Origin of the sequence: Mesorhizobium sp. M9A.F.Ca.ET.002.03.1.2 (genome assembly GCF_003952365.1) — a bacterium.
Lineage (GTDB): Bacteria > Pseudomonadota > Alphaproteobacteria > Rhizobiales > Rhizobiaceae > Mesorhizobium.
The window spans coordinates 2,589,341-2,614,268 of the sequence record NZ_CP034443.1 but is presented as its reverse complement, the minus strand read 5'-3'; the positions used below and the strand labels follow the sequence as shown (position 1 = coordinate 2,614,268).

Sequence of the window (24,928 nt, the reverse complement as noted above, 5' to 3'; positions counted from 1 at the left end):
CCGAAATCGCCCAACGGAAAGACTCAAACGCCGATGTTGCGTGCGATGCTGTCTGCCGCCATACGCTTCCGCCATTCAAGAGGCCCGGAATTGTGAATGGAGTTTCCCTCAACATCGACAGCCATGATGACAGGCATGTCCTGCACCTCGAATTCATAGATGGCTTCCATGCCCAGGTCTTCAAAGGCAACGATCCGCGCCGCCTTGATCGATTTTGAAATCAGGTACGCAGCGCCACCCACTGCAGCAAGGTATGGCGTTTTGTGTCTTACAATCGACGCGATGGCCGCCGGTCCCCTCTCCGCTTTGCCCACCATCGCGAAAAGGCCGGTTTCGGCGAGCACCTTGTCCGTAAAATCGTCCAAGCGGCTGGAGGTTGTTGGACCAGCGGGTCCAACAACCTCATTCCTCACTGCCCGGACGGGGCCGACGTAGTAAATCACGCCTCCCCGCAGGTTGACCGGAAGCGGTTTACCGGCAACGAGCAGCTCGATCATTCGTTGGTGGGCAGCGTCACGGCCCGTCAGTATCTTTCCAGACAGCAGGAGCGTTTCACCGCAGCGCCACGATGCCGTCTCTTCCTTCGTCAGCGTATCTAAATTGACCCGCCGGACGCCGGCTGGGTTCAATTCGTCGGCTCCGATGTCGGGCCATTCGCGCAAATCGGGCGGCTGGAGGGTGATGGGTCCAGAGCCGTCCAAAGTAAACTTCAGGTGCCGGTTGGCGGCGCATTGCGGGATGAGCGCCACAGGCTTGGACGCCGCATGAGTAGGATAGGTCGCAACCTTGACGTCAACGACTGTCGTTAGACCACCAAGGCCTTGGGCGCCGATACCAAGCGCGTTGATCCGCTCATAAAGCTCAATCCGCAGCCCCTCCTCTGCGCTTGACGCCCCCATTGCGATCAGTTCCGCCATATCGATGGGCTCATTCATGGCCTCCTTGGCCAGCAGCATCGCCTTTTCAGCGCTACCACCGATGCCGACAGAGATCAGTCCAGGTGGACACCACCCGCTGCCAAGGGTCGAAACGGTATTGACCACCCAGTCGGAAACGGAGGCGCTGGGATTGAGGGTGGTAAAACGTGCCTTGTTCTCCGACCCGCCGCCTTTCGCGGCGATGGTGATCTCAATCTGGTTACCTTGCACCAGGTCGACATGGACAACTGCCGGTGTGTTGTCACGGGTGTTGATCCGTGTGGCGAGCGGATCCGCAACGATCGATGCCCGAAGGGGATTGTCCGGATCGAGATAGGCTTGGCGTACGCCCTCATTCACAAGATCAGCGAAACTGGCGGTTGACTTGATGCGGGCATCCATGCCGACCTTTGCGAAGACCACCACAAGTCCGGTGTCCTGACAGATCGGGCGCCGCCCAAAGGCCGCCATGCGGGAGTTCAGCAGAATCTGACCTATGGCGTTCTTCGCCGACGGGCTCCGTTCTCGCGTGTATGCGTGAGAAAGAGACCGGATATAATCTGGAGGGTGGTAGTATGAGATGTACTGAAGGGCGTCGGCGACGCTTCTTGTGATGTCCTTGCCCGCGATGGTCCGTGTTCTATTTCCCACCGGATTTTATCCAAATGAACCGAGGCCATTCACCATTTTAAGGATTTGGAAGCTTCGCACCCCCTGCTCGCCGCCTTCATATCCATAGCCGCTTTGCTTGACTCCTCCATAAGGGGCATCAGCGGAAACCCCTTTCAGGTAATTCACACTAACAGCGCCCGCAGAAAGACCATTGATAAGCTTCTCTTGCGTATCGGCAACGCCAGTGAACAAGTAGGCGGCCAGCCCGTACTCGGTGGCGTTGGCTTCCTCGATCGCCTCTTCGATCGTATCGAAAGGCGCCACGGTGAGAATCGGTCCGAACGGCTCTTCATGAAGCACTCTCGCTTGCTTCGGTACGCCCGTCAGGATGGTTGGCGGCCAGTAAAACCCCGGTCGGTCAAGGGGGGTGCCACCGGTCTCGATGCGGGCGCCGCCCTCTACCGCATCTTTGGTCAGGCGTTGCATGGCCTCGATTCGCCGCGCGTTTGCCATTGGCCCCATTTGCGTTGCAGGGTCATCCGGTGGACCGATCCTGATTTTTCGGACCGCCTCCGTCATCCGGACCAGGAATTCCTCATAGCGGGATCGGGCGACAAGAATCCTGCTGGGCGCATTACAGCTCTGGCCCGCGCACTCGAATTTGTATTCCGAAATAGCCGGTATCGCCTTTGCCAGGTCCGCATCTTCGCACACAATAACCGGGGAATGTCCACCGAGTTCGAGGATGCAGCGCTGCAAATTATTCGCGGCGAGCGTGGCCAGCTGTTTTCCAACAGCAGTTGACCCCGTGAACGTCAAGACTTTCACAATTGGCGAACTGAGCAGATGCCGCGATATATGCACAGGAACACCGAAGACCAGGTTGACCACGCCTTCCGGTATCCCTGCTTGACGCAAAGATTCCACGATATGGACAGCCACGCTTGGCGTCTCTTCGGCCCCTTTGAGGATCACCGGGCAGCCTGCCGCCAGCGCGGGGGCGAGCTTGCGGGCGATAAGAACGGCCGGATAGTTCCACGGCGTAAAGGCAGCGACGACACCGAGCGGCTCCGGGACTATCATCCTGTTCGAGCCCAACGGAATCGGGACCGACAACTCATCGGCATGTCGGCCATTCCATTCCAGCGTTTCGACCGCGCGCGCGTATTCCCCTGCCGCCTCGGCAATCGTCTTTCCCTGTTCGGACGACAGGTCCCTGGCTGCGACGCCAGCTTTCTCTGCCAGAATGCTGGCGGCAGAGACGAGGATCTCGCCACGCTCTTTGGCGGATCGTGAGGACCACGCCTTGCGGCCGCGTTCTGCCGAAGCAAGAGCTTCATCCAAGTCCGAAACCGTAGCCGAGGCCACTGAGGCAAATACCTTCTCCGTCGCCGGGTTGATCACCGGCAAAGAGGCTCGGCTACCACCGGCTCGCCATTTGCCGTTAATGAAGAGCTCATAGCTCTTGGCGTCGGACATCGAGGGCTCCACTTGAATCAATTCTGGCCATACGAGCGCGGTTTCGATATCGAAACTGCTGAACTCGCTTGGGCCAGTTTCATCGCTACGGCCGCGGCGGGTCAAATATGGAATATTGCCGAGGTCCATCTGGAATCTAGATCGTTCTGGCCGTTCAGAATCACCAATGGCCTTCGCACAATTAATGAATGCTACAGGCCCGTGTCCGACGCCATGGCCGATCAGCCCTGCGTCGTGGCTGTTTCGCCAGCCACAGCCGGCTCGCCAGATGGCTTCGAAAGGGTCATAGCTCGCGGCGTCCGACATCGCCTGCTCCGCTTGTGTGAATTTTTATCTATCGGGCTAATCCTTTGATTCTCGATCTTTTAGATCCAAGCCGCCCTCAATCCTTCGACGGACGACAACAAGAAACAGCCGCTCGATCATATTCGGCAACCAGATACCCGTTCGATCTGAAAATTCCGGACAAAGGCGTGGTTTTTCTCGCGCCGCTCTTCGAGCTAACTCAAAGTCAAAAGTCATCTGACTCGCCCGGGCGAACTAAATTGGTCTAGGTGCAAATCTTCCGATACAGCCCCGCTCGGCAGAATTAGGCGATGCGAATTTGGAGCCGTAGCGACCAGCACAGCGAAGCCGGAAGATCTTCCGGCCGTCAGCGCACAGCGCTGTCCAAAGATATCGCTGGTCGGCATTGCGCGAACCACCAGACCACAATTCGGCCAACTCTCGAGGTGGGCCACCCCACTTTGAGCGACGGGTCGAAACGCTTTTTGTTCTCGCGGTTGCCTACCAATTCGATTGTGGTCACCGGGCCAACTGAATTGGACTAACCGCTTAGCAAATTGCTCGCACATGGCTCGTTTCCAATCACGGGTAGGTGACAGCAGTCGTCCATTGCGGATCATCGTGCTTTTGCCAGTAGAGGTCCATGAGCCGTCTGGTGACGGGTCCGACGTGTCCATTAGAGACCGAGGCGTCGCCGATGCGGGTCACGGGCATAATGCCGCCGGCAGTCGAGGTGATGAACACCTCGTCAGCGTCTTTGATCTCGGCGCGACTGATATCGGCAGCCGTGGCAGAGAGGCCGATCTCGGCGCAAAGATCGAACACGGTTCGGCGCGTGATCCCCGGCAACACGCCAAAAGCAGGCGTCCTCAGGGAGCCGTCCTTAACAACGAACACATTGAAGCCGGGGCCCTCCGCAATGTGCCCGTTCGTATCGACGATCAGCGCTGTCTCAGCCCCCATGTCATAGGCGTCAAAAAGCCCCTTCACGAGATCGAGCCAATGATAGTTCTTGATCGCTGGATCGACCGACTTAGGCGGAATGCGGACGGTCTCGCTGATCGCGACGTGCAAGCCTCTTTCCAGCTGTTCCTTGTTGGCGACCGAGCCAAAAGGCACAGCAAACGCCATGAAGCGGTTCTCCGCTTGGCGGGGATCGCGACTGAATGTCGGCGATGTGCCGCGCGTGCAGATCATCTCCACATACGCCGACTGGTGCCCCGACAGAGCGACACAATTGTTGAGGATCGAGGCTATCTTTTCGCGATCATAGGGAAGCTTCATTCGCAGCCGTTCCACGCCCCCAAAGAAGCGGTCGAGATGCAAGTCCAGCCGGAAGAACCTGCCCTTCCAGACGTGCACCGTGTCGTAGGTGGCATCCGAGTGCAGGAAACCCCAATCGAGCACGGAGACCTTGGCCTCGGACATGGGCAGGTATTGCCCATCCATGAAAGCAACCCCGCGCGGATACTGACGTCGATCGACGTGATGCTCGTCCACAGTTGGAAGAGCACCTAAGAGCTGCGTCATAGCGAGCGTCATTCTTTCTCCTTCCTTACCCCCGGGACGGTTGCTTTGCCCGCGTCGAGCAGTCTGGCAACCACACCGTCCCGACGCAGGATCCACTGCGTCCGTAGATCGCACGTTTCTCCACGCGAAAAAGCCCAATCTGATGGTGGATGCGCAATGGCGGTTTCAAAAGGCAGCCCGGAGTGAAGGCTTCAGCGCAATCCGCCCAAGGTTACACCAAAACCCGCGGCTCGAACTTGACACGATCAAGCGCGATCATGCTCTTAAATTTTCGGACATTAGGATTGGTATAGAGCTTCGTTTTGACGAAGACGTCAAAGGCCTCGACGTCCTCAACAGCCACGATCAGGACAAAATCGGCGTCGCCCGTGACCATATAGCACTGGCTAACCTCCTTGGCCGCCCGCATCGCGCGCTTAAAATCGTCGACAAGGTCCAGACGTTCACGATCAAGCTCTACGGTCACCACAACGGCAAGCGATTTGCCAAGAGCCTTCGGATCCACGAGCGAGATATCCGCGACGATTACGCCATCCACACGCAACTTGTTCACTCGACGCATGCACGAGGCGGCCGAAGAACCGACAAGCTCCGCGAGTTCGGCAAAGGAGAGCCGGTTGTTCTTCTGCAGCGCAGTAAGGATCCTTCGGTCTAGGTCGTCCACCGTGCAATGCCGCCATGTCGAAGACTCAATAATCGCTCAAGGACTTTAACATTCGCACGAATTTGCGCAATGTCTATTGCAATTTCTCCCGAAAACTGAAACAAACCACGCACTCCTCGGTCGCTGGATGATCGAATGCGCGCCCATTCCGGTTTTAAATCGGTGCGAAGTGGTCTAAGCTTGCAACATTTTAGAACGCGCGGGTTTGCATGATCCGCATTTCAGCAACTGACCCATTTGGTGCAAACCTCAGAATTCGAGGATGGTTGCATGAGACGATCCGCGTTCTTTTGCCTGGCTTGTCAATGATCACGGATTCGTTCGAAGAGAGCATGTTTCCCTCGTTAAATGCCGCACTCGTCTGATCCGCTGTTGATATTCGATTTGCGACAACGGTGCGTGAGAGATGATCGTCATGGGAGCAAAGTCGTGAGCGGCCATGGCTTTCTTCTTAGTACCTCCGTTGCGCGCAACCCGTTGAGATGTCGACCACCCAGTTCTGTCGAGTTCCAACTCAAACGGGCAACACTGTCTCGACTAAGCGGACCCAGTAGCGGATGCCATAGGACAAGGCTTCGTCGTTAAAATCGTACGCTGGATTGTGCAGGGGCGGGGATGACCCATTGCCAAGGAAAATCATGGCGCCAGGCCGGGCCTCAAGCATATAGGCGAAGTCCTCCGCCCCCATACTGATTCCAATCTTGTCGTCTACTGAGGCGGGGCCCACGAGGTTGCGTGCCGCCGTGATCGACAAATTGGTTTCCTCGGTATGGTTGAAGGTAACCGGAACGGATCGACGGTAGTTGAACTCCACGTCCGCGCCGAACCCGCGCGCAATCCCCTGGGCCGATGCCAAGATGTCTCGTTCGGCGAAGTTTCGCAGGTCGGATGCGAGCGTCCTGACAGTTCCGGCGATTTCGACGTGATCGGGAATGACGTTATAGGCCTCTGCGGCCTTCAACTTCGTAACGGAGATCACGAGCGACTCCCTAGGATCGGTTTTGCGCGAGACCAAGCTTTGCAATCCAACGATGATCTGTGCGGCAATGACCACGGGATCCACAGTCCGATGCGGCGAGGCCGCATGGCCGCCTTTGCCCTTTACGACAATATCGAAATCGTCCTGCGACCCCATAATCGGGCCATCGCAAATGCCGAACGTGCCGATCTCCATACCCGGATTGTTGTGCATGCCGAAGACCTGGGAGATGTTGAAACGATCCATGATTCCTTCCTGGACCATCTTTAGGCCGCCCGATGGCAATTCTATCTCTTCTGCCGGCTGAAAGATTAAGGCAACAGAGCCCTTGAATTTGCGCGTACTCGCAAGATACTTCGCGGCACCTAGCAGCATGGCCGTGTGCCCGTCGTGGCCGCATGCATGCATTCTGCCGGGTATTTTCGACGACCAGGGTTTGTCTGAGGCCTCAACGATTGGCAGGGCGTCCATGTCCGCCCTTAATCCGATGGTCGGCCCGTCTCCACCTTCGCCTTGGATTAATGCGACGATACCGGTCTCAGCAATCCCCGTTTCGATGTGATTGATGCCAAACGAGGCCAGTTTTTCGGTCACAAACCTTGCTGTGTTGTGTAACCGATAGTCGAGCTCTGGATTTTCATGGAGGTAGCGGCGCCACTCGGTTGCTTCGCGCTGCAACACTTCGAACTTTTCAATACTTCTCATATTGCATAGCCCTTTTCGGACGCATTCCTCCGACCCGCTTCAATGTTCTTTTCCGCAGGTTGCGGTGGGAAAGGAACTGCGACAATGAAGCCCTTTTTGAGGTGAGCTTCGCGCCAAACTGCACCGCCTGCTGAAATGTGCATGACACAATGCGGTGCAGTTTGAAATGTCGCCAGCTGTCGAGACGCACTTGGGACCTATCGAAGGAAGCCAGATCGCCGCTTCTGGTCGATGACCGTTTGGGTCGATCGCTTCAGTGTGGTCGAGCGGCCCGGAAGAATGCGCTCAGTAAGGAGGCCGGGTGCGAGGTGGCGTGCGGATGATCGACGGGACTTTAACTTCAAGGCGAGCGTTTGGTTGCAGGCCTCGCAGCCTTCTCCCGGCTGCGCCACCTCACGCTCAAGCGAGCCAGAGGCTGATAGATCAGGTGTGCCAGTTGCTCGGAGCGGTAACGCGCAGCCTTCCCGCCCTACTGCGCGAGGGCGACATCGGGCTGGCTGCCAGCGGTCGCTGCCGCAAACGCAGGCGCACCTGCCGGGAAGCCGCGCCGAGAAAGCAATCTAGCGGAGATACTCACCTGTCAGCGTCTCAATTCCTTGGGAAAAGGCTCTTCAGGAAGACATTGGATACCTTTTTGATGTTGCTCAGGCTCGCGTGAAGCGCCATTTCTTGACGCGGTCCGAGTTTATCTCGAAACCGTCGGCGGTGACGCTCAGCGTCGCCCTCCAGTGCGGATCGTGACGCATGTTGGTGCCGGGCTGGAGCAGGAACCAGAGATCGCTGGCCGCGGTGATGATGGGCGCGTTCATTGAGCCGAGATCGGAGCGCAGGCGGAACATGCCACGCTGCGCATCGCCATCGATCTCGACCTCTAGGCCTTGCGCCTTGTTGGCGTAGCGACCGGCGAGAGGTGCGGCTGCCCTGGCGTCCGGGCCCAAGGGTGCGTAGAGCCTCGGTGTGCCGCAGAAGATGCCGTCGACTTTGCCGTCCGGCCGGGGGCTAAGAACCAGGTCGGTGATCCCGCGCTCGGGCTTGGCGCCACCTGGATGGCCGAAATCGAACCCGCACACACCACCGGAATCGAGGAAGGTCGGCACGCCATCCTTCGCGACGATCTCGAACACATCGGGGCCGCCTTCCTGCCGGTAGCGGCCGGGAGCAAGTTCGATCGGCGCTGGTGCGGCGTCGCCGAAATAGATGTCGGCGATACGGCGAGCAACCGCGAAGGCGGCGACTTGGTCGTTGTTGGCAATGATAACAATACCGAGCCCGCCGTCGATGAAGCGCATTGATTGCGAATTGCCGCCAGCAACGGAGCCGCCGTGGCCGACCGCGCGGCGGCCGCGATAGACGTCCGTCACCAAACCAAGCCCGTAGAAGCCGTTCGCGCCATTGTCGAAGACACAAGGCGTCGCCATGCGCCGATACATTTCCGTCTTTCCGACTTTAGCGTCGATCAGGTTCTGCTGCCAGACCACCATGTCGTTGAGCGTCGAAACCATGCCACCTTCGCCGCCGAATTCCAGCCCCCAGCCCAGTTGGATCCAACCGTCAGCGCGTTTCGTATAGTGGGCGGCCAGGCGCTTTATCGCCATGCCGTCGCGCAACACGAGCGAGGTGTCGTTCATGCCGAGCGGGCTGGTGATGCGCTTGTGCAGGACCTCGTTGAAGGGCGCACCCTCGATCTGCTCTATGATGTCAGACAGCATGAAGAAGCCGGCGTTCGAATAGATCATCGCGCTGCCGGGCTTGAAGTTGAGCGCGTCCTGCTTGGCGATCACATCACGGACGGTCTGGCGGTCGGACGGCGCGAAGATTGATAGACCGCTAACGATCATGCCATCCAAATGGTCCCGGTAGCCACTGGTGTTGGAGGCCAGATGCCTGAGGGTGACCGGGTACTCGAGCCGGGGCACATAGGGCAGGTGCTTCTGCACCTCGTCATCCAGAGTGAGCTTGCCTTCTGCCTCCAGCATCAGGATCAGCAACACAGCGAACTGCTTGCTCTGCGAACCGATGCGGATGATGGTCTTGCGCCCCATCGGGACGTCGTAGTTGATGTTCGCCAAACCATAGGCCTTGGCGAAAATCTCGCGACCGTTCTCGGTCACCGCGACGACAGCGCCAGGCATTTCCGGCCCGCTGAACTCGCTGAACAATGCGTCGACGCGCTTGTCAAAATCGGTGGGTGCCCTGGTCATGATCGTCATTCCTCGGTGGTGATGCTGGTGGACGTCCTTCAGGAGATATGACGCATGGAGAAGGTAGTTTTGGGCCAAAATGCATCGGCTTTTGAAACACGGACCGCACGAAGCGGCGTGGTTTGTGATCTCGTCAGCCTTTTGGATGTGTCGCTGTCTGACCAGTTCGGGAAATCGGCTGTAACGCGGCTGCGTGAAAGGTCACGCGTTTCGGGATGACAGATCGGCGAAGGCGAAACCGGTAATCGAGCGCCGTTCATGTCCGACGTAAGGAACCGCTTCGCACCTTTGGTTACCTAGTGGTCGCCGGCGCGCCTCAAGCGAATACCAGGCGTCATCTGTGGCGTCGCCGACTCGCCAGCGATCATGGCTGCCGGTCGCCGGGCGCCGGACTGAGAAGCAGAAAACGGAGAGTCCGACCATCGCCGTGACGGCGATGGTCGAAATCGACCGGCGAAGGAGATAGGCGGCCATTGCGCCTCAAGCCTTCTGCATGTTCCACATAGGGATCCACGCCGGCACGCCAATGAGGCCAGTGAGTGTCTTGCGGCGCGCGATTGGCGTGATTTGTTGACCTAACGGAACCTGGGAAGCATAGTCCCAAAATATTCGCTGCATCTTGCGGGCAATTGCCTTCCGTTCTTCGAGCGTTTCGACATCTGCCCATTTGGCGCGAAGAGCCTCATATTCGTCATTCTGCGGCCAACCGACCCAACCTTTTTCGCCATTCATGGTCAGGGTCACGGCCGTGATAACATTGCCGCGTATCGCTTCAGGTTCGCTAGTTATGAAGATGCTCCAGCCTCCGTCCTCCACGGGGCCCTTGTTATCGAGGCGGGCGGTAGCCGCGCTCCAGTCGCTCGGCGCAAGCTCGGCATTGACCCCGATTTTTCGCAGCTCGACCGCTAGGAACTGCGCGGCATTGTCGGCCTCCCGCCAATCCGTGGTTTCGAGAATGACGACTTTCTCGCCTGCATATCCCGCCTCCTTGAGGAGTTGCTTGGCCTTTTCCGGGTCGCCGCCCTTTTTGAACCATCCCGTATTTTCGTCATTGGACATCGGCGTTTCGTTTCCAAAGATCGAAGTGACAGTGCGGAAGTATTTTGGGTCGCCGAACGCGGCGCGCATCACAGCCTCCTGATCGACCAGGTGAAGCATCGCTTGGCGAACCTTCACGTTGTCGAACGGCTTTTGCAGACAGTTCATGCTCAGGAACATATCCTGACCCGTCTTGTCCAGAACTTGCAGTTCAAGGTTGGGATCGCTCTCGATGACCGGCAAGAGATCAACTGGCGGCAGCGAGAGAAAATCAACCTCACCTGCTTGCAGGGCCGCCAAGGCCGTCTGCTGATCGGCTATATTATCCCAGATGACACGATCGACCTTAACGATCTTCCCGCCGGCCAGTCCGTCGGGCGCTTCGGTACGTGGTACGTATTTTTCATTGCGGTCGTAGGTGAAGCTCGCGCCCGGCTTGGCAAGAGTGTGATTGAACTTGAAGGGCCCCGATCCGATATTCGCGGTTACCTGCTCCGTTGGGGGAAGATTCGCGTCCTTCTCGCGCATGATGAATGGGCCTTGGAAAGCCAGGATGCTGAGCAGAGCGCCCATCGGCTCCTTAAGCGCGATTGTGAAGGTCTTGTCATCCTTTTTCGAGATATCCCTGGCCCGAGCTATGAGCAACTGCCCGCCGGGAGCCACCTCGCCCCAGCGATGGATTGAGGCGACACAGTCCGCCGCGGTAACGAGGGTGCCGTCGTGCCATCCGAGACCATCGCGGAGCTCGAAGGTATAGGTCTTCCTGTCGTCGGATACGCGCCACTTTCCCACCATCTGCGGATGCGGTGCAAACGTCGAATCGACCCCGAACAGCGTATCGTAAATCGCGAAGGCGTGGGTGAAGGTGGTGTCAGACGTTGAAACGACCGGGTCGAACACACCGAGGCCTATCACCATGCGGACAGTCCGGTCGGGAGCCGGTGATGTCTGCGCCCGCAGGACAGAAGGGATCGATAAAGCCGCTCCGGCGGCGACACCCACCTTGAAGAGGTTGCGTCGAGAAATCGTCATCTTTCAGTTCCCCTTTTGAGCCACTGGCGCGGGTTAATCCGCGCTTATTACGTCTTGTCGACCACGGGCGAAGCATTCGTCTTCACAAACACGTTCGAGGACGCGTAGGGTAGCACCTGGGCAGGAGGGTTTGCCCCAAAATGCGTCAGCTGCTGAAACACGGACAGCACAAAGCGTCGTGGTTTGAAATGTCTCAGCCTCAGCCTCCGCCTTGCGCACGCGGCAGCTCATTTGCGATCTTCTCGTTGGACAATTCTCAGCTTTCGGCGGGACCGGGCATCACTTCGCCCTGCAGGCTCTTGCGCCGGCGGTTAGTAGATCACACAACGCCTTCCTAGGCAGAGGCATGCACGGCCAGCTTCTGTATGTGGCGCACAAGGCGGAGAAGGTGGTTGCGCGCCTGCGCCGAGCAGGCGCCGCCCACACTGCCGCGATCCCTCTGAAGCGCGTAGAGGCCACGTGGTCGGTGTAGGCCAAGGAGCTTTTGTCATCATAGTCCTCGCTGTCGTGTAGGCCTGTCTGCATGTCCATGGCCTGGCGCAGCGTGGCCTCTTCGAACGCGCTGCCGCGCAGCTCCGGCAGATAGTGCGCAAACGCCTTGGATTCGTCGAGCACGCTTTCATATATGAGCGCCGCGGCGAGCGTGGCCGATATGACGTCGTGACGGACCAGCACGCATGCGGCAGGTGCGGCTCAAGCGCGCCAAAATAGCGCTCGTAGACGATGCGCCCACGATGTAAAACGATCCCGTCCGTGCAGGTATCGTAGAGCGAACCGGCGCACGCGCCCGTCCGCGTCGGCGAAGGAGAGCGCGTCGATGTCGGCGGTCTGGTCGCAGCGATCGAGCAACGTAGGCCCGCCCCGCCCCCGCCTCACGTAGATCGTCGGCACCAGCTCGCGCATATGCGACAGGGACCAAGCGCAACTGCGGAAAATCGAGGAATGCGAGACTTTTCGAAAGTGATGCGCTTGTCCGCCGGCGGCGGAGCACCGCGCCGAGTTAATCGGGATCGGACGCGCGGCCGCCGAGGTAGCGCTGTCTGTCCAATTCGAGCATGCGTGTCGAGTCTCTCCTCGTTCGTTGCCGACGTGTGCATCACGGTTTCTGACAAATCCATTCTGGCTCGGCGAACCCCCTCAAGCGCGTAGAGGCGACGTGGCCGGTGTAGGTCTCCGCTCAAAGTGCAAGCAGATCCCAGGCTGCTCCACGTACGCTATGCGGACAGGGCCCGACCCAGTTCTAGCATCTGTGGCAGAGTAATCGGAATGTTTCCGGAGCTGCCCGCTACGGGATGAGACGCCAAGCGCGCCACCACCATCTCCGCTCTTGGCGCGATGTAGAGCAGTTGGCCGTGCATGCCTCGACCCAAGAATGCGGCCAGTTCATCATGCGTCACCCACCATTGGCTTCGATACGCATAGCCCTGCATCTCCTCATACGCGAATTTGGACGGGGCGTCCCCATTTTGGACGTCCTCTATAACTGAGCTAGGTATCAGCTGTTTCCCGTTCCACTCGCCGTGGCGTCGCATAAGCTCGCCGAAGCGCGCCAAATCGCGCACGGTCGCCGACAGGCCGGCTCCAGCCATTGCTGTGCCCGCGGAATCCACGAAGACATATCCGTCCTCTTCGCAACCGAGTGGAGCCCACAGGCGTTCATGCAGCAGTTGTGCGAAGGAGTGCCCGGTTACGCGGTTCATTACCCAGGCCAGCACATCGGTATTCACGGTCTTGTAGTCAACGAATTCGCCGTGTACGCCTTTCTTGCGGAGCGTGCACAAGTAGTCGAACAAAGTCTGCGGACCGCTGTACCCAGCAGGCCGAGGTCGCCAGCCGCAGGCGCGAGCATGCGCCCAGAAGCTAGCGTGCCTATCGGCGTAGTTCTCGCTGTAGTCGAGGCCTGTCTGCATGTCCATTACCTGGCGCAGCGTCGCGTCCTCGAATGCGCTGCCGCGCAGCTCCGGTAGGTAGTGCGCGAGCGCTTTGGAGTCGTCGAGCACGCCTTCGTGCACGAGCGCCGCGGCGATCGTACCCGCATATGACTTCGTAACCGAGTGCAATGCATGCGGTAGGTGCCGCTCGAGCGCGCCGAAGTATCGCTCATAAACGATACGCCCGCGATGCAGAACCACGATTCCGTCTGTGTAGGTATCGTAGAGCGCCTCGTCGAAACGGCGCATGCGTCCGTTCGCGTCGGCAAAGGTGAGAGCGTCGATTTCCGCGGTCTTGTCGCTGCGTTCGAGCAGCGCAGGGCCACCCCGCCCACGCCACACGTTGACAGACGGCACAAGCTCGCGCATGTGCGACAGCGACCAGCGCAGCTGCGGAAAGTTGAGGAATTCGTCGCTCTCGAAAGTTATGCGCTTGTCCGCGGGGGGCGGCGCACCGCGCATCCAGCCGAGTGCATTGGGATTAGACGCGCGGCCATCGAGAAAGTGCTGTCCATTGAATTCGAGCATGTATCAATAGTCTCCTCGTTCGTTGAAAACGTATGGCAGGTAGTCCACGTGGCCCAGGTGTTCTGACAAATTGTTCTGATTGGTCGGGTCGTAGGCCTCTATTGCAAGTACCAGCGGTTGGGCAAAGCCCAAGTCTCGCGGCCCAACGGCCCTGGCTAGTGCCCTCGGGCGGGGGATTCGCCTAGCTGCACCCGAGACATCATGACATGCCGTGTCATTGCGCCGAGCTGGGTCGCAGTCGAATCAGTCCGACGTCGTTCTCGATGGCGATCTCGGTGCCAAACGGCTTGGAGAGCTTTTGGAGACGCTCCAGAATGGCTATTCCCTGAGCTGCGGGAGCAAGACGCGGCACTCCCCGGTTGGCAAACCTGTTCGAGCGGCGGAGTTCGATTGGATAGAGCCTCAATTCAGCAAGCCGGTTCTGCTCAAAGCGGCTGATAGTGACAACGCTCTCATAATAGACCGCATCGGATTGGGGGCCTACAAATCCTGCTGCCGTCGGATATCCTTTTGCCACCTCATCTACGGTCACCTCAGCATCCGTATCAACCTGAGGGTCCTTGCCGTATGCCTCGAACATATCAGCGCCTACCGGCGACCGGAGATCCTGACAGAAGAAATTCCCCAAGCTATAAAAAATCGGTCGCCCTTTGTAGATCTCGATGCCTCGCAACAGATGCGGTCCGTGTACGACGTATGCGTCTGCTCCGGCATCAATGAGCCTGCGGGCAAACGATTGTTCGTAGTCAGGCGGCTCCTGGCTCCATTCCCCGGGCTCGTGTCCGTGGTTCGTGACGATGCAGAAGTCGGAGAACTGCTTGCCCTGACGAACGTTTCGCAGAATACCGGCGACGTCGCGAGGGTCTGTTTCGAAGCTGTAACCGGCTTTGTTGCCCGCTTTGTATGTCACCCCGCCCAGTACGACCCGGCTGGAATCCTGTCCGGCGGGATTGTAGCCTGGTAACACTTCGCGCACCCGTCTCAAGCTCTCGAGCATCTCGGGCGGGACTACGATGCTCGTCGTGAAACGAAGGGCGTTGAGTCCTGGTCTGCCTGGCGCATCGCCGGCGGGATTGCACCCACGGGACATCGGCGAGAACGTCGTCGCAAACGAAACCAACGCAACGCGACCGCGCGAGGTTTCCAAGAAGCGAGCTGCGCCGGCTTGTGCCAGGTTTTCGCCGGCACCTGCATGGATGATCCCGTTCTCGTCAAGCGCCCGGGTTGTTTCGCGCATCCCTTCGACGCCCCAGTCAAGTGTGTGGTTATTCGCGCGACTGAGCATATTGAAGCCCATCGTCTTTAAGTCACGTCCCAGCTCTGGGGCGCTGATGCAATACGCACCACCGTACTCAGCCTGGGGACTTCCTTTAGACTGAACATCCAAGATGTTGGTCTCCAGATTTCCGAAAACGACGTCAGCCTTATCAAAGATCCTGAGGACATCAGCCAAGCCGGGATGATAGCCTTTTGTTACGGGCCGAGCGAAGAGAAGGTCGCCGACTGCGGCCATCGTGAAGCCGTCTGCAACGTTCGTGGCAATCGAACCCACCGTATCAAAGCCACCATCCTGCTGGATCGGAGGGCGACCATCTTCATGCGAGTCCATAAGATCTCCTACCTTTCACGAATTTGCATTTTGACTGCAGCTATTGCGTTTCCCATACCTAGGACCGGGTGATGAGGCTAAGACACATGAGCAGGCGAATGATCGTCTGCTACAGCCGGTTGGGTCGGGATGTTCTCTGTAGCCGGAGCACGCACATGACAGGCCACGACCCGCCCATCTGGCATCGGCACCGGAGGTGGTACTTCGATGCGGCAACGCTCCACCGCGAGCGGGCAGCGCGGGTGAAACGCGCACCCGCGCGGCGGGTTGATCGGGCTTGGCACCTCGCCTTCCACGGGCACCTCCAGCCGAGCCCGCGTCGGATCCGGGACCGGGGCTGCTGCGATCAGCGCCTCCGTGTAGGGATGGACCGGTTTGGCGAAGAGCGCCTCGCATGGTGCGAGTTCCACTATCCGACCCAAATACATGACCGCGACACGATGGCCGATATGCTCCACGACGCTAAGGTCATGTGAGATGAAGACGAAGGCAATGCCCATCTGCTGCTGGAGATCCAGAAGCAGATTCAAGATCTGTGCCTGCACTGATACGTCAAGGGCTGACACCGCCTCGTCGGCGATGATGAGCGAGGGCTGGAGGGCCAGCGCCCGCGCGATGCCGAGGCGCTGCCGCTGGCCGCCCGACAACTCGGACGGGAGCCTGTGCATCATCTCGGGCGACATTCCGACCTTCTGGAGAAGGTCCGCAGCAAGCGCGGTGCGCTGCTTCCGGCTGAGGCGCTCGAAATTCTCGACGGGTTCGGTGATGATCTGTCCGGCGGTGAGACGGGGGTTCAGCGACGAGTAAGGATCCTGAAAAACCATCTGCATCCGACGGCGCCAGGCGTGAAGCGCGTCCTTCTTGAGGCTCGCAATGTCGGTCCCGTCGATCAGCACGCGCCCGCCCGTCGGTTCCACGAGCCGCATCAGGAGCCGCGCCACGGTGGACTTGCCGCAGCCGGATTCGCCGACGATGCAAAGCGTCTCGCCCGCCTCGACGGAAAACGATACATCCTCCACCGCCCGGATTACCGGAATGCTTTTCTTGAAGATTCCCGAGCCAAGCGGGTAGTGCTTGGTCAGATTCTCGACTTTCAGCAGAGGACCGTTCATGCGCTCATCACCTCTTCGGCGCGCCAGCAAGCTGCGGCGTGGCTCGACCCGACATCACGCAGGGGGGGGTCGTGTCGCGGCAAATGTCGATAGCGAACGGGCAGCGAGGAGCAAAGCTGCACCCGACAATGGGCTCGCGAAGACTTGGGACAATGCCGGGAATTTCCGGAAGGCGGCGCTGTCGGCCGCGCCGCCGGTCAGGCACCGATCGCATGAGGCCCTGAGTGTAAGGATGCGCCGGACGCGCAAACAGATCAGTTACGGTCGCTTGCTCGACGATTCGGCCAGCATACATAACAATCACGCGTTGGCATGTCTCGGCTATAACGCCCAGGTCATGCGTAATGAACATAACGGCCGTTCCCGTACGCTCTTTCAGATCGACCATGAGCCGCAGGATCTGCGCCTGGATAGTAACGTCAAGCGCAGTGGTTGGCTCGTCGGCGATCAATAGTTCTGGTGAGCAGGCAAGAGCCATGGCGATCATGGCGCGCTGGCGCATCCCGCCCGACATTTCGTGAGGATAGTTGTTGACGCGACGCTCGGGGTCCGCAATGCGGACAAGACGGAGCATCTCTTGCGCCTTTGCCATCGCATCGAACCGCGAAGCCTTGGTGTGGATCTGCACCGCCTCGGCAATCTGGCGGCCGACCGTATAGACCGGGTTCAGGCTCGTCATTGGCTCCTGGAAGATCATGGCGATCTGGTCGCCGCGGATCTGTCGCATCTCCCGATCGGACAGTTCAAGGAGGTCACGTCCGTGAAAGCGGACCTCGCCGCCGACGGTCCTGGCGGTCAGCTTCGGCAACAGGCGAAGGATGGAGAGGGCGGTGACGCTTTTCCCACATCCCGATTCGCCGACCACGCCGAGCGTTTCGCCTTTCTTCACCTGGAAGCTGATGCCGCCCAGGGCGCGGGTGACACTTTCTTCGCCGTAAAAGTGCGTCTCCAGGTCTCGGACGTCGAGAAGCACGTCATCCCCTGCGGATTCTCGCATGAGCATATCAACGTCTCCGCTTTGAACGGGGATCGAACAGGTCGCGCAAGCCATCCCCGAGCAGGTTAACGGCAAGGACCATGACAGCAAGGCAGATACCGGGGGCGAAAACCGTCATTGGGGCGATAGCGAGATACAGTCGAGAGCTTGAAATCATGTTGCCCCAGCTCGGAATCTCGGGCGGCACGCCCGCGCCCAGGAAGCTCAGGCCGGCCTCTGTCAGAATCGCATCTGCGCAGATTATGGCGCTCTGCACCATAAGCGGCGGAATGGTGCTTGGCAGGATGTGCCGCCACAGCACTTTCGGCATGCGGGCCCCGCCGCAGAGGGCCGCCTCCACATACGGACGCTCCCGAACACTCAGAACCGCCGAACGAACCAGCCGTGCAACGCTTGGTAACTGGGGGATCGTGATGGCGACGATGAGGATACCGATGCCAGGCCCTGTCAGAGAAATAAGAGCGATGGCCAGCAGAATCGTCGGGATCGACATAAGCCCGTCCATGACCCGCATGACCATATTATCAAAGGTCCGGTTGTAGCCGGCGAGGACACCTATCAGAGCGCCGCCCAAGGCCGCGCCCACCGCCGACGTCAATCCGACCATAAGGGATATCCGGGTGCCGAACACCGTCCGTGCGAATACGTCACGGCCCAAATTGTCACTACCGAACCACATCTCGGCCGAAGGCGGCTGAAGGCGTTTGAATGGATCCATGTTTAATGGATCGCCGGCGTAAAGCGGGGCAGCGAGGGCTAAAACGATTAACAGAGCTAAGAGGCCGCCGCCGATGGCGACCAGGCGATGCCGCCTTGCCAGACGGGGAAGGTCAGATATTCGCAGGCGACCCGTCGGGACGTATTCAACTGGTGCGGAGAGGAGCGTCATAATCAGTACCGGATGCGGGGGTCGATCAGGGTGTAGGAAAGATCGACCGCGAGATTGATAAGGACGTAAAGACCCGAAACCAGGATGAGCACACCTTGAATGATAGGATAGTCGCGGTTGTTGATCGCATCGACCACCAAACGTCCGACACCAGGTATGTTGAACACCGTTTCCGTGATGACGACACCGCCAATCAGACCTGCGAAACTTAAGCCGATGACGGTGAGGATCGGGGCCCCCGCATTCTTCAGAGCATGGTGGAAAAGCATAGCATAGGAAGACGCGCCCTTGGCGGCGGCTGTTCGCATATAGTCTTCCGACAGAACCTCGAGCATGCTCGCGCGCGTGATCCGGGCGATGAAAGCAATGTAGGGAACGCTCAAAGTCACGGTCGGCAGGATCAAGTGCACAAGCCATGGCCCGAAGCCATGGTCGATCGGCTGGTATCCTTGGACGGGCAGCCAATGTGTCCTGATCGCGAACAAGTATATGAGGAAGAAGCCGACGACAAACACCGGGACAGAAAAACCAACTGTCGCGAATGCCGTCAGGATGCGATCAACAAGACCGCCAGCTCGCCATGCGGCGAGGACGCCAAAGGAGACCCCGACCGTCACGGAAACGATCATCGTCAGGATCGACAGGGAAATGGTCGGTTCAAGCCGCTGCGAGATGAGTTCGAGAACCGGTCGTCCGGCAAAGATTGAAGTGCCGAAATCGCCGCCGATCAAATCCCGCACCCAACGTATGAATTGAACCGGCAGGGGATCGTTCAGTCCCATCTGCTCGCGGATGCCAGCGATCATCTCCGCCGTGGCCGACCTGCCGGCGATCATGGCCGCCGGGTCGCCAGGCGCCAGCCTGAGAAGCAGGAAGACGAACATCCCGACCATCGCCATGACGCCGATGGCAGAGATCGACCTGCGTAGGATGTAGACAGCCATCAGGCCTCAGCCTTCTGCATGTTCCAAAATGGGATCCAGGCCGGCACGCCGATGAGGCCAGTGAGCGTCTTGCGTCGCGCGCTTGGCGCAACACTCTGACCTAACAGAACCGAGGGCACATAGTCCCACCATATTTGCTGCATCTTTCGAGCCAGCACCTTGCGCTCCTCGAGCGTTTCGAGATCTGCCCATTTGACCCGAAGAGCCTCATATTCGTCGTTCTTAGGCCAGCCGAACCAACCACTTTCGCCGTTCATAGGCAGGGTGACGTCGGTGATAACATTGCCGAGAATCGCTTCAGGTTCGGTCGTTATGAAGATGCTCCAGCCGCCGTCCTCAACGGGGCCTTTGTTCGCGCGGCGGGCGACAACCCCGCCCCAGTCGCTCGGAGCAAGCTCGGCATTAAGCCCGATCTTCCGCAACTCAGCTGCCAGCAGCTGCGAGGCATTGCTTGCCGCCGCCCAGTCCGTGGGCTGCAGGATGACGACTTTCTCGCCGTCGTATCCCGCCTCCTTGAAGAGTTGCTTGGCCTTTTCTGGATCGCCGCCTTTTTTGAACCATTCCGTGTTTTCGTCATTGGACATCGGCGTTTCATTTCCAAACATCGAAGTGACGGTGCGGAAGTATTTTGGGTCGCCGACTGCGGCGCGCATCATGGCCTCCTGATCGACCAGGTGAAGCATCGCTTGGCGTGCCTTCACGTTATCGAATGGCTTTTGCAGGCAGTTCATGCGAAGCAAATAGTCGCTGCCCGCCTTGTCCAGAACTTGCAGTTCAAGGTTGGGATCGCTCTCGATGACCGGTAAGAGATCGAGCGGGGGCGCCAACAAGAAATCAATCTCACCTGAATGCAAGGCCGCCAAGGCCGTCTGCTGATCGGCGAACAAGCCGATGTCCCAGATGACACGATCGACCTTTACGATCTTCCCGCCGGCCAGTCCGTCAGGTGCTTCGGTACGTGGTACGTACTTTTCGTTGCGGTCGTAGGTGAAGCTCGCGCCCGGCCTGGCAAGAGCGTGATTGAACTTGAAGGGTCCCGATCCGATATTCGCGGTTACTTGTTCTGCTGGAGAAAGATTCGCGTCCTTCTCGCGCATGATGAATGGGCCTTGGAAAGCCAGAATGTTGAGCAGAGCCCCCAACGGTTCCTTGAGCGCGATTGCGAAAGTCTTGTCATCCTTTTTCGAGATATCCCTGACCCGCGCCATGAGCAACTGGCCACCGGGAGCCACTTGGCCCCAGCGGCGGATCGAGGCGACACAGTCCGTCGCGGTAACAGGGGTGCCGTCGTGCCAGCCGAGACCATCGCGGAGCTCGAACGTATAGGTCTTCCTGTCGTCAGATACGTCCCACTTTCCCACCATCTGTGGATGCGGCGCAAACTGCGAATCGGTCCCGAACAGTGTATCGTAAACCGCGAAGGCATGGGTGTAGGTACTGTCAGCCGTTGTAACGACCGGGTCGAATACACTGAGGTTGTCTATCACCATGCGGACCGTCTGGTCCGTGCTCGGCGATGTCTGCGCCCGCAGGAGAGAAGGGATCGATATGGCCGCTCCAGCGGCCATGCCGGTCTTAATAAGGTCGCGTCGAGAGATCATGTTCCAGTTCCCCTTTCGAGTTAATGGCGCGGTTGATTCGCGCGCTATTTTTGGACTTGTCGACACCACCAGCGAAGGTATTGCTTGCGTTTCTAACGAGCCCAATCGGGTGGCGGCGATTTGGAAACGCTAGCACCCTGAAGAGGAGAGTTCGCGCCAAAATGCATCGACTGCTGAAATGCAAGCCCCACAAAGCGGCGTGGTTTGAAATATCTCAGTCTCCGCCGGCTGCCCGGGGCAGTTCATCTTCGCTCGCAGACGGACAAGTCCTAGAAGGGGAACTTTCGAGGCGTCCACTTGTCGGCACGGCATGGGCATTGGTCTCTTTTCAATGAGTGAGCAGCGCTCACCGGTCAGGCCTTGCGCTGGCCAGCGGCGGCACGAGCTGCGCCCGCCAACTCGCATTGGACGTCGTTGGTCGGAACGCTCAAATAGCCTCGTGATAGATGAGATGCCGATCACGACAGAGACGCTTTGTACCTCGCTAAATCGCCGGGTGCCTTCACGGCGATACGGGCGCAATCTTCAGTTATATGATCCAATACGCGTTGTCTCTACATCGGAGATAGCATCGCACTCCTCCGTCGCGCTTAGGCAACTTGTCGTGCCTCGGCAGACAGGTCACCCGAAATGGCCTCCGCAAGTATCTCGGCAGTTGCAGCCGACAACCTCCAACCCAAACACGGCCACAACTATAGAACATATCACGCGCCTGACCTTTGCCGACCCACGGCATCCTGTGACGCCGATGCATCGAGCTTGACCGTGATAGCTATCCCTTGACCGGATAAATGTTGAGTCGACTTGTCGCCAAAGTCGCAGACACCGACCCGGGTTCACGCAAAGGACTATCCTGATTTCCTCGCAGACGTCGACGAATATTCCCTCATGTCCGATATCGAATGACTCCCAATTCCCTGCCTACCTCCTTGAACGCCTCGACCGCACGGTCAACGTCCGTACTCGAATGTGAGGCGGACATCTGCGTGTGGATGCGCGCCTGGCCCTTCGGCACGACGGGGAAGGAGAATCCGATTACATAGATGCCACGCTGAAGCATCTTATCGGACATCTGCTGCGCGAGGCTGGCGTCGCCCAAAATCAAAGGGATGATTGGATGGTCCGCGCCAGCCAGCGTGAACCCCGCCTTCGACATGTTCGAGCGGAAGCGGTCGGCATTGGCAAAGAGCTTTTGGCGCAGCGCATCACCTTGTTCGATCAGATCGAAAACCTTCAGCGACGCCGCTGCGATCGCAGGCATCAACGCATTGGAGAATAGGTATGGCCGCGAGCGCTGGCGAAGCCAGTCGATGACCTCACGCTTGCCTGCTGTGTAGCCGCCCGAAGCGCCGCCGAGCGCCTTGCCGAGCGTGCCGGTGATGATGTCCACCCTGCCCTCGACGCCGCAATGTTCCGCCGTGCCGCGCCCATGCCTGCCGACGAACCCGACGGCATGGCTGTCGTCGACCATTACCATCGCGCCGTATTTCTCGGCCAGGTCGCAAACGCCGCCAAGATTGGCGATGACGCCATCCATGGAAAAAACGCCGTCGGTGGCGATCAGCTTAAAGCGGCTGCTTTCGGCCTTGTTGAGCTCCTCTTCGAGAGCTTCCATATCATTGTTAGCGTACCGGAAGCGCATGGCCTTTGAAAGCCGTACCCCGTCAATGATCGAGGCGTGGTTCAACGCATCGGAAATAATGGCGTCTTGCTCGCTGAGCAGCGTCTCGATCAATCCAGCATTCGCGTCAAAACAGGATGAATATAAGATCGCATCCTCCTTGTTGAGGAATGAGGAGATGCGCGCCTCGAGTTGCTTGTGCTCTTCTTGAGTGCCGCAGATGAAGCGGACGGAGGCCATGCCGTAACCATAACGATCGAGTGCCTGCTTGGCCGACTCGCGCAGTTCGGCGTTGTCGGCTAGGCCGAGATAGTTATTGGAGCAGAAATTCAGGACCTTGCTGCCATCCGCGAGTTCGATCTCGGCCGACTGTGTCGAAGCGATCACGCGCTCGGATTTGTAGAGCCCAACGGACTTCAAGCCAGCTAGTTCCGCTGACAAATAGGCAACAAAATCGTTCTTCATCGGCAACTTCGCAGGAATGGCATGGAGTACGCCTTACAGAGGCATATGCTCATCAGAGCGCGGCAGCGGTTGCCAATTCGCTCAACCTGGCGCGCTTCGAGGCAATGGCGAACGGTTCGCTTGCCTCGTTGAGGTAAGAGTCCTCGGGCGATGCGAGCTCGGCGGCGCGGGAAAGTTGCCGCACCATCGGCATCGCACGTTTCCTAGCTGAGCTCCCAACAGCAGGAGACATCGGCGTGTATCGGCAGGCCACCAAACCCGGGGCGGAAACCCCACCGTAGCGCGCCTGCTCGGGTTTCGGGTGTTTGCCTGACGACATATCCATTGTCATCGTCACGAGCCCGCTTAGCAAATTGCTCGCACATGGCTCGTTTCCAATCACGGGTAGGTGACAGCAGTCGTCCATTGCGGATCATCGTGCTTTTGCCAGTAGAGGTCCATGAGCCGTCTGGTGACGGGTCCGACGTGTCCATTAGAGACCGAGGCGTCGCCGATGCGGGTCACGGGCATAATGCCGCCGGCAGTCGAGGTGATGAACACCTCGTCAGCGTCTTTGATCTCGGCGCGACTGATATCGGCAGCCGTGGCAGAGAGGCCGATCTCGGCGCAAAGATCGAACACGGTTCGGCGCGTGATCCCCGGCAACACGCCAAAAGCAGGCGTCCTCAGGGAGCCGTCCTTAACAACGAACACATTGAAGCCGGGGCCCTCCGCAATGTGCCCGTTCGTATCGACGATCAGCGCTGTCTCAGCCCCCATGTCATAGGCGTCAAAAAGCCCCTTCACGAGATCGAGCCAATGATAGTTCTTGATCGCTGGATCGACCGACTTAGGCGGAATGCGGACGGTCTCGCTGATCGCGACGTGCAAGCCTCTTTCCAGCTGTTCCTTGTTGGCGACCGAGCCAAAAGGCACAGCAAACGCCATGAAGCGGTTCTCCGCTTGGCGGGGATCGCGACTGAATGTCGGCGATGTGCCGCGCGTGCAGATCATCTCCACATACGCCGACTGGTGCCCCGACAGAGCGACACAATTGTTGAGGATCGAGGCTATCTTTTCGCGATCATAGGGAAGCTTCATTCGCAGCCGTTCCACGCCCCCAAAGAAGCGGTCGAGATGCAAGTCCAGCCGGAAGAACCTGCCCTTCCAGACGTGCACCGTGTCGTAGGTGGCATCCGAGTGCAGGAAACCCCAATCGAGCACGGAGACCTTGGCCTCGGACATGGGCAGGTATTGCCCATCCATGAAAGCAACCCCGCGCGGATACTGACGTCGATCGACGTGATGCTCGTCCACAGTTGGAAGAGCACCTAAGAGCTGCGTCATAGCGAGCGTCATTCTTTCTCCTTCCTTACCCCCGGGACGGTTGCTTTGCCCGCGTCGAGCAGTCTGGCAACCACACCGTCCCGACGCAGGATCCACTGCGTCCGTAGATCGCACGTTTCTCCACGCGAAAAAGCCCAATCTGATGGTGGATGCGCAATGGCGGTTTCAAAAGGCAGCCCGGAGTGAAGGCTTCAGCGCAATCCGCCCAAGGTTACACCAAAACCCGCGGCTCGAACTTGACACGATCAAGCGCGATCATGCTCTTAAATTTTCGGACATTAGGATTGGTATAGAGCTTCGTTTTGACGAAGACGTCAAAGGCCTCGACGTCCTCAACAGCCACGATCAGGACAAAATCGGCGTCGCCCGTGACCATATAGCACTGGCTAACCTCCTTGGCCGCCCGCATCGCGCGCTTAAAATCGTCGACAAGGTCCAGACGAATGGCGGCAGCACATCGCGA

The 24,928-nt window shown here is 58.8% G+C and carries 18 protein-coding genes and 1 pseudogene; all 19 read right to left on the bottom strand.

The features are described from left to right. Positions 1-23 precede the first annotated feature (23 nt). The 19 genes and pseudogenes from EJ066_RS12705 to EJ066_RS12615 all read right to left on the bottom strand — a co-directional run bounded on the left by EJ066_RS12705 (position 24) and on the right by EJ066_RS12615 (position 24,841). Positions 24-1,568, bottom strand: a complete 1,545-nt coding sequence (locus EJ066_RS12705; protein WP_126038225.1) for a fumarate hydratase — start codon at positions 1,566-1,568, stop codon at positions 24-26. Positions 1,569-1,574: 6 nt separating this feature from the next. Beyond that, complete coding sequence (locus tag EJ066_RS12700; protein WP_126043839.1) at positions 1,575-3,008, bottom strand: NAD-dependent succinate-semialdehyde dehydrogenase; 1,434 nt, start codon at positions 3,006-3,008, stop codon at positions 1,575-1,577. An 867-nt stretch (positions 3,009-3,875) separates the two neighbouring features. Next, on the bottom strand, positions 3,876-4,835 hold the full coding sequence (locus EJ066_RS12695) for an aminotransferase class IV (protein ID WP_126038190.1): 960 nt from the start codon (positions 4,833-4,835) through the stop codon (positions 3,876-3,878). 199 nt (positions 4,836-5,034) lie between these two features. Next, positions 5,035-5,487 (bottom strand): Lrp/AsnC family transcriptional regulator, encoded by a 453-nt coding sequence (locus tag EJ066_RS12690; RefSeq protein WP_126038223.1) that lies wholly within the window; start codon positions 5,485-5,487, stop codon positions 5,035-5,037. Between the two features lie 514 nt (positions 5,488-6,001). After that, positions 6,002-7,171: a M20 aminoacylase family protein gene (locus EJ066_RS12685; RefSeq protein WP_126038220.1), complete on the bottom strand. Its 1,170-nt coding sequence runs from the start codon at positions 7,169-7,171 to the stop codon at positions 6,002-6,004. A gap of 644 nt (positions 7,172-7,815) precedes the next feature. After that, positions 7,816-9,372: a serine hydrolase domain-containing protein gene (locus tag EJ066_RS12680; protein WP_189350312.1), complete on the bottom strand. Its 1,557-nt coding sequence runs from the start codon at positions 9,370-9,372 to the stop codon at positions 7,816-7,818. A 201-nt stretch (positions 9,373-9,573) separates the two neighbouring features. Continuing rightward, positions 9,574-9,846, bottom strand: a complete 273-nt coding sequence (locus EJ066_RS12675) for a hypothetical protein (protein ID WP_126038215.1) — start codon at positions 9,844-9,846, stop codon at positions 9,574-9,576. A 6-nt stretch (positions 9,847-9,852) separates the two neighbouring features. After that, positions 9,853-11,442, bottom strand: a complete 1,590-nt coding sequence (locus EJ066_RS12670) for an ABC transporter substrate-binding protein (RefSeq protein WP_126038213.1) — start codon at positions 11,440-11,442, stop codon at positions 9,853-9,855. A gap of 1,214 nt (positions 11,443-12,656) precedes the next feature. Next, on the bottom strand, positions 12,657-13,901 hold the full coding sequence (locus EJ066_RS12660; RefSeq protein ID WP_126038210.1) for a serine hydrolase: 1,245 nt from the start codon (positions 13,899-13,901) through the stop codon (positions 12,657-12,659). Positions 13,902-14,115: 214 nt separating this feature from the next. Continuing rightward, a complete protein-coding gene (locus EJ066_RS12655) occupies positions 14,116-15,510 on the bottom strand; it encodes a CapA family protein (protein ID WP_126038207.1) in 1,395 nt (464 codons plus the stop codon). Positions 15,511-15,587: 77 nt separating this feature from the next. After that, entirely contained in the window at positions 15,588-16,622 is a 1,035-nt protein-coding gene (locus EJ066_RS12650) for a dipeptide ABC transporter ATP-binding protein (RefSeq protein ID WP_126038205.1), read from the bottom strand. Continuing rightward, positions 16,619-17,625: pseudogene (locus tag EJ066_RS12645) on the bottom strand (ABC transporter ATP-binding protein). The gene EJ066_RS12650 and the pseudogene EJ066_RS12645 overlap by 4 nt, the downstream one beginning before the upstream one ends. 1 nt (position 17,626) lies before the next feature. Further along, positions 17,627-18,508, bottom strand: coding sequence for an ABC transporter permease (locus EJ066_RS12640; RefSeq protein ID WP_126038202.1), 882 nt, complete (start codon positions 18,506-18,508; stop codon positions 17,627-17,629). Positions 18,509-18,510: 2 nt separating this feature from the next. Continuing rightward, positions 18,511-19,452, bottom strand: coding sequence for an ABC transporter permease (locus EJ066_RS12635; protein ID WP_126038199.1), 942 nt, complete (start codon positions 19,450-19,452; stop codon positions 18,511-18,513). After that, positions 19,452-21,053, bottom strand: a complete 1,602-nt coding sequence (locus tag EJ066_RS12630; protein ID WP_126038196.1) for an ABC transporter substrate-binding protein — start codon at positions 21,051-21,053, stop codon at positions 19,452-19,454. The genes EJ066_RS12635 and EJ066_RS12630 overlap by 1 nt, the downstream gene beginning before the upstream one ends. Before the next feature lie 886 nt (positions 21,054-21,939). Beyond that, positions 21,940-23,139: a glycine C-acetyltransferase gene (locus tag EJ066_RS12625; protein ID WP_126038193.1), complete on the bottom strand. Its 1,200-nt coding sequence runs from the start codon at positions 23,137-23,139 to the stop codon at positions 21,940-21,942. Positions 23,140-23,191: 52 nt separating this feature from the next. After that, positions 23,192-23,332: a hypothetical protein gene (locus EJ066_RS31315; RefSeq protein WP_189350314.1), complete on the bottom strand. Its 141-nt coding sequence runs from the start codon at positions 23,330-23,332 to the stop codon at positions 23,192-23,194. A gap of 185 nt (positions 23,333-23,517) precedes the next feature. After that, positions 23,518-24,477, bottom strand: coding sequence for an aminotransferase class IV (locus EJ066_RS12620; RefSeq protein WP_126038190.1), 960 nt, complete (start codon positions 24,475-24,477; stop codon positions 23,518-23,520). Between the two features lie 199 nt (positions 24,478-24,676). Further along, on the bottom strand, positions 24,677-24,841 hold the full coding sequence (locus tag EJ066_RS12615; protein WP_245455200.1) for an Lrp/AsnC ligand binding domain-containing protein: 165 nt from the start codon (positions 24,839-24,841) through the stop codon (positions 24,677-24,679). Between the last annotated feature and the right edge of the window lie 87 nt (positions 24,842-24,928).

Bases quoted from the DNA above. Each gene is read 5' to 3' on its own strand.
- EJ066_RS12660 (WP_126038210.1), bottom strand. From the start codon at position 13,901: ATGCTCGAATTCAATGGACAGCACTTTCTCGATGGCCGCGCGTCTAAT.
- EJ066_RS12680 (WP_189350312.1), bottom strand. From the start codon at position 9,372: ATGACCAGGGCACCCACCGATTTTGACAAGCGCGTCGACGCATTGTTC.
- EJ066_RS12635 (WP_126038199.1), bottom strand. From the start codon at position 19,452: ATGGCTGTCTACATCCTACGCAGGTCGATCTCTGCCATCGGCGTCATG.
- EJ066_RS12695 (WP_126038190.1), bottom strand. From the start codon at position 4,835: ATGACGCTCGCTATGACGCAGCTCTTAGGTGCTCTTCCAACTGTGGAC.
- EJ066_RS31315 (WP_189350314.1), bottom strand. From the start codon at position 23,332: ATGCCGATGGTGCGGCAACTTTCCCGCGCCGCCGAGCTCGCATCGCCC.
- EJ066_RS12675 (WP_126038215.1), bottom strand. From the start codon at position 9,846: ATGGCCGCCTATCTCCTTCGCCGGTCGATTTCGACCATCGCCGTCACG.
- EJ066_RS12650 (WP_126038205.1), bottom strand. From the start codon at position 16,622: ATGAACGGTCCTCTGCTGAAAGTCGAGAATCTGACCAAGCACTACCCG.
- EJ066_RS12655 (WP_126038207.1), bottom strand. From the start codon at position 15,510: ATGGACTCGCATGAAGATGGTCGCCCTCCGATCCAGCAGGATGGTGGC.
- EJ066_RS12625 (WP_126038193.1), bottom strand. From the start codon at position 23,139: ATGAAGAACGATTTTGTTGCCTATTTGTCAGCGGAACTAGCTGGCTTG.
- EJ066_RS12685 (WP_126038220.1), bottom strand. From the start codon at position 7,171: ATGAGAAGTATTGAAAAGTTCGAAGTGTTGCAGCGCGAAGCAACCGAG.
- EJ066_RS12615 (WP_245455200.1), bottom strand. From the start codon at position 24,841: ATGGTCACGGGCGACGCCGATTTTGTCCTGATCGTGGCTGTTGAGGAC.
- EJ066_RS12640 (WP_126038202.1), bottom strand. From the start codon at position 18,508: ATGACGCTCCTCTCCGCACCAGTTGAATACGTCCCGACGGGTCGCCTG.
- EJ066_RS12670 (WP_126038213.1), bottom strand. From the start codon at position 11,442: ATGACGATTTCTCGACGCAACCTCTTCAAGGTGGGTGTCGCCGCCGGA.
- EJ066_RS12700 (WP_126043839.1), bottom strand. From the start codon at position 3,008: ATGTCCGACGCCAAGAGCTATGAGCTCTTCATTAACGGCAAATGGCGA.
- EJ066_RS12630 (WP_126038196.1), bottom strand. From the start codon at position 21,053: ATGATCTCTCGACGCGACCTTATTAAGACCGGCATGGCCGCTGGAGCG.
- EJ066_RS12620 (WP_126038190.1), bottom strand. From the start codon at position 24,477: ATGACGCTCGCTATGACGCAGCTCTTAGGTGCTCTTCCAACTGTGGAC.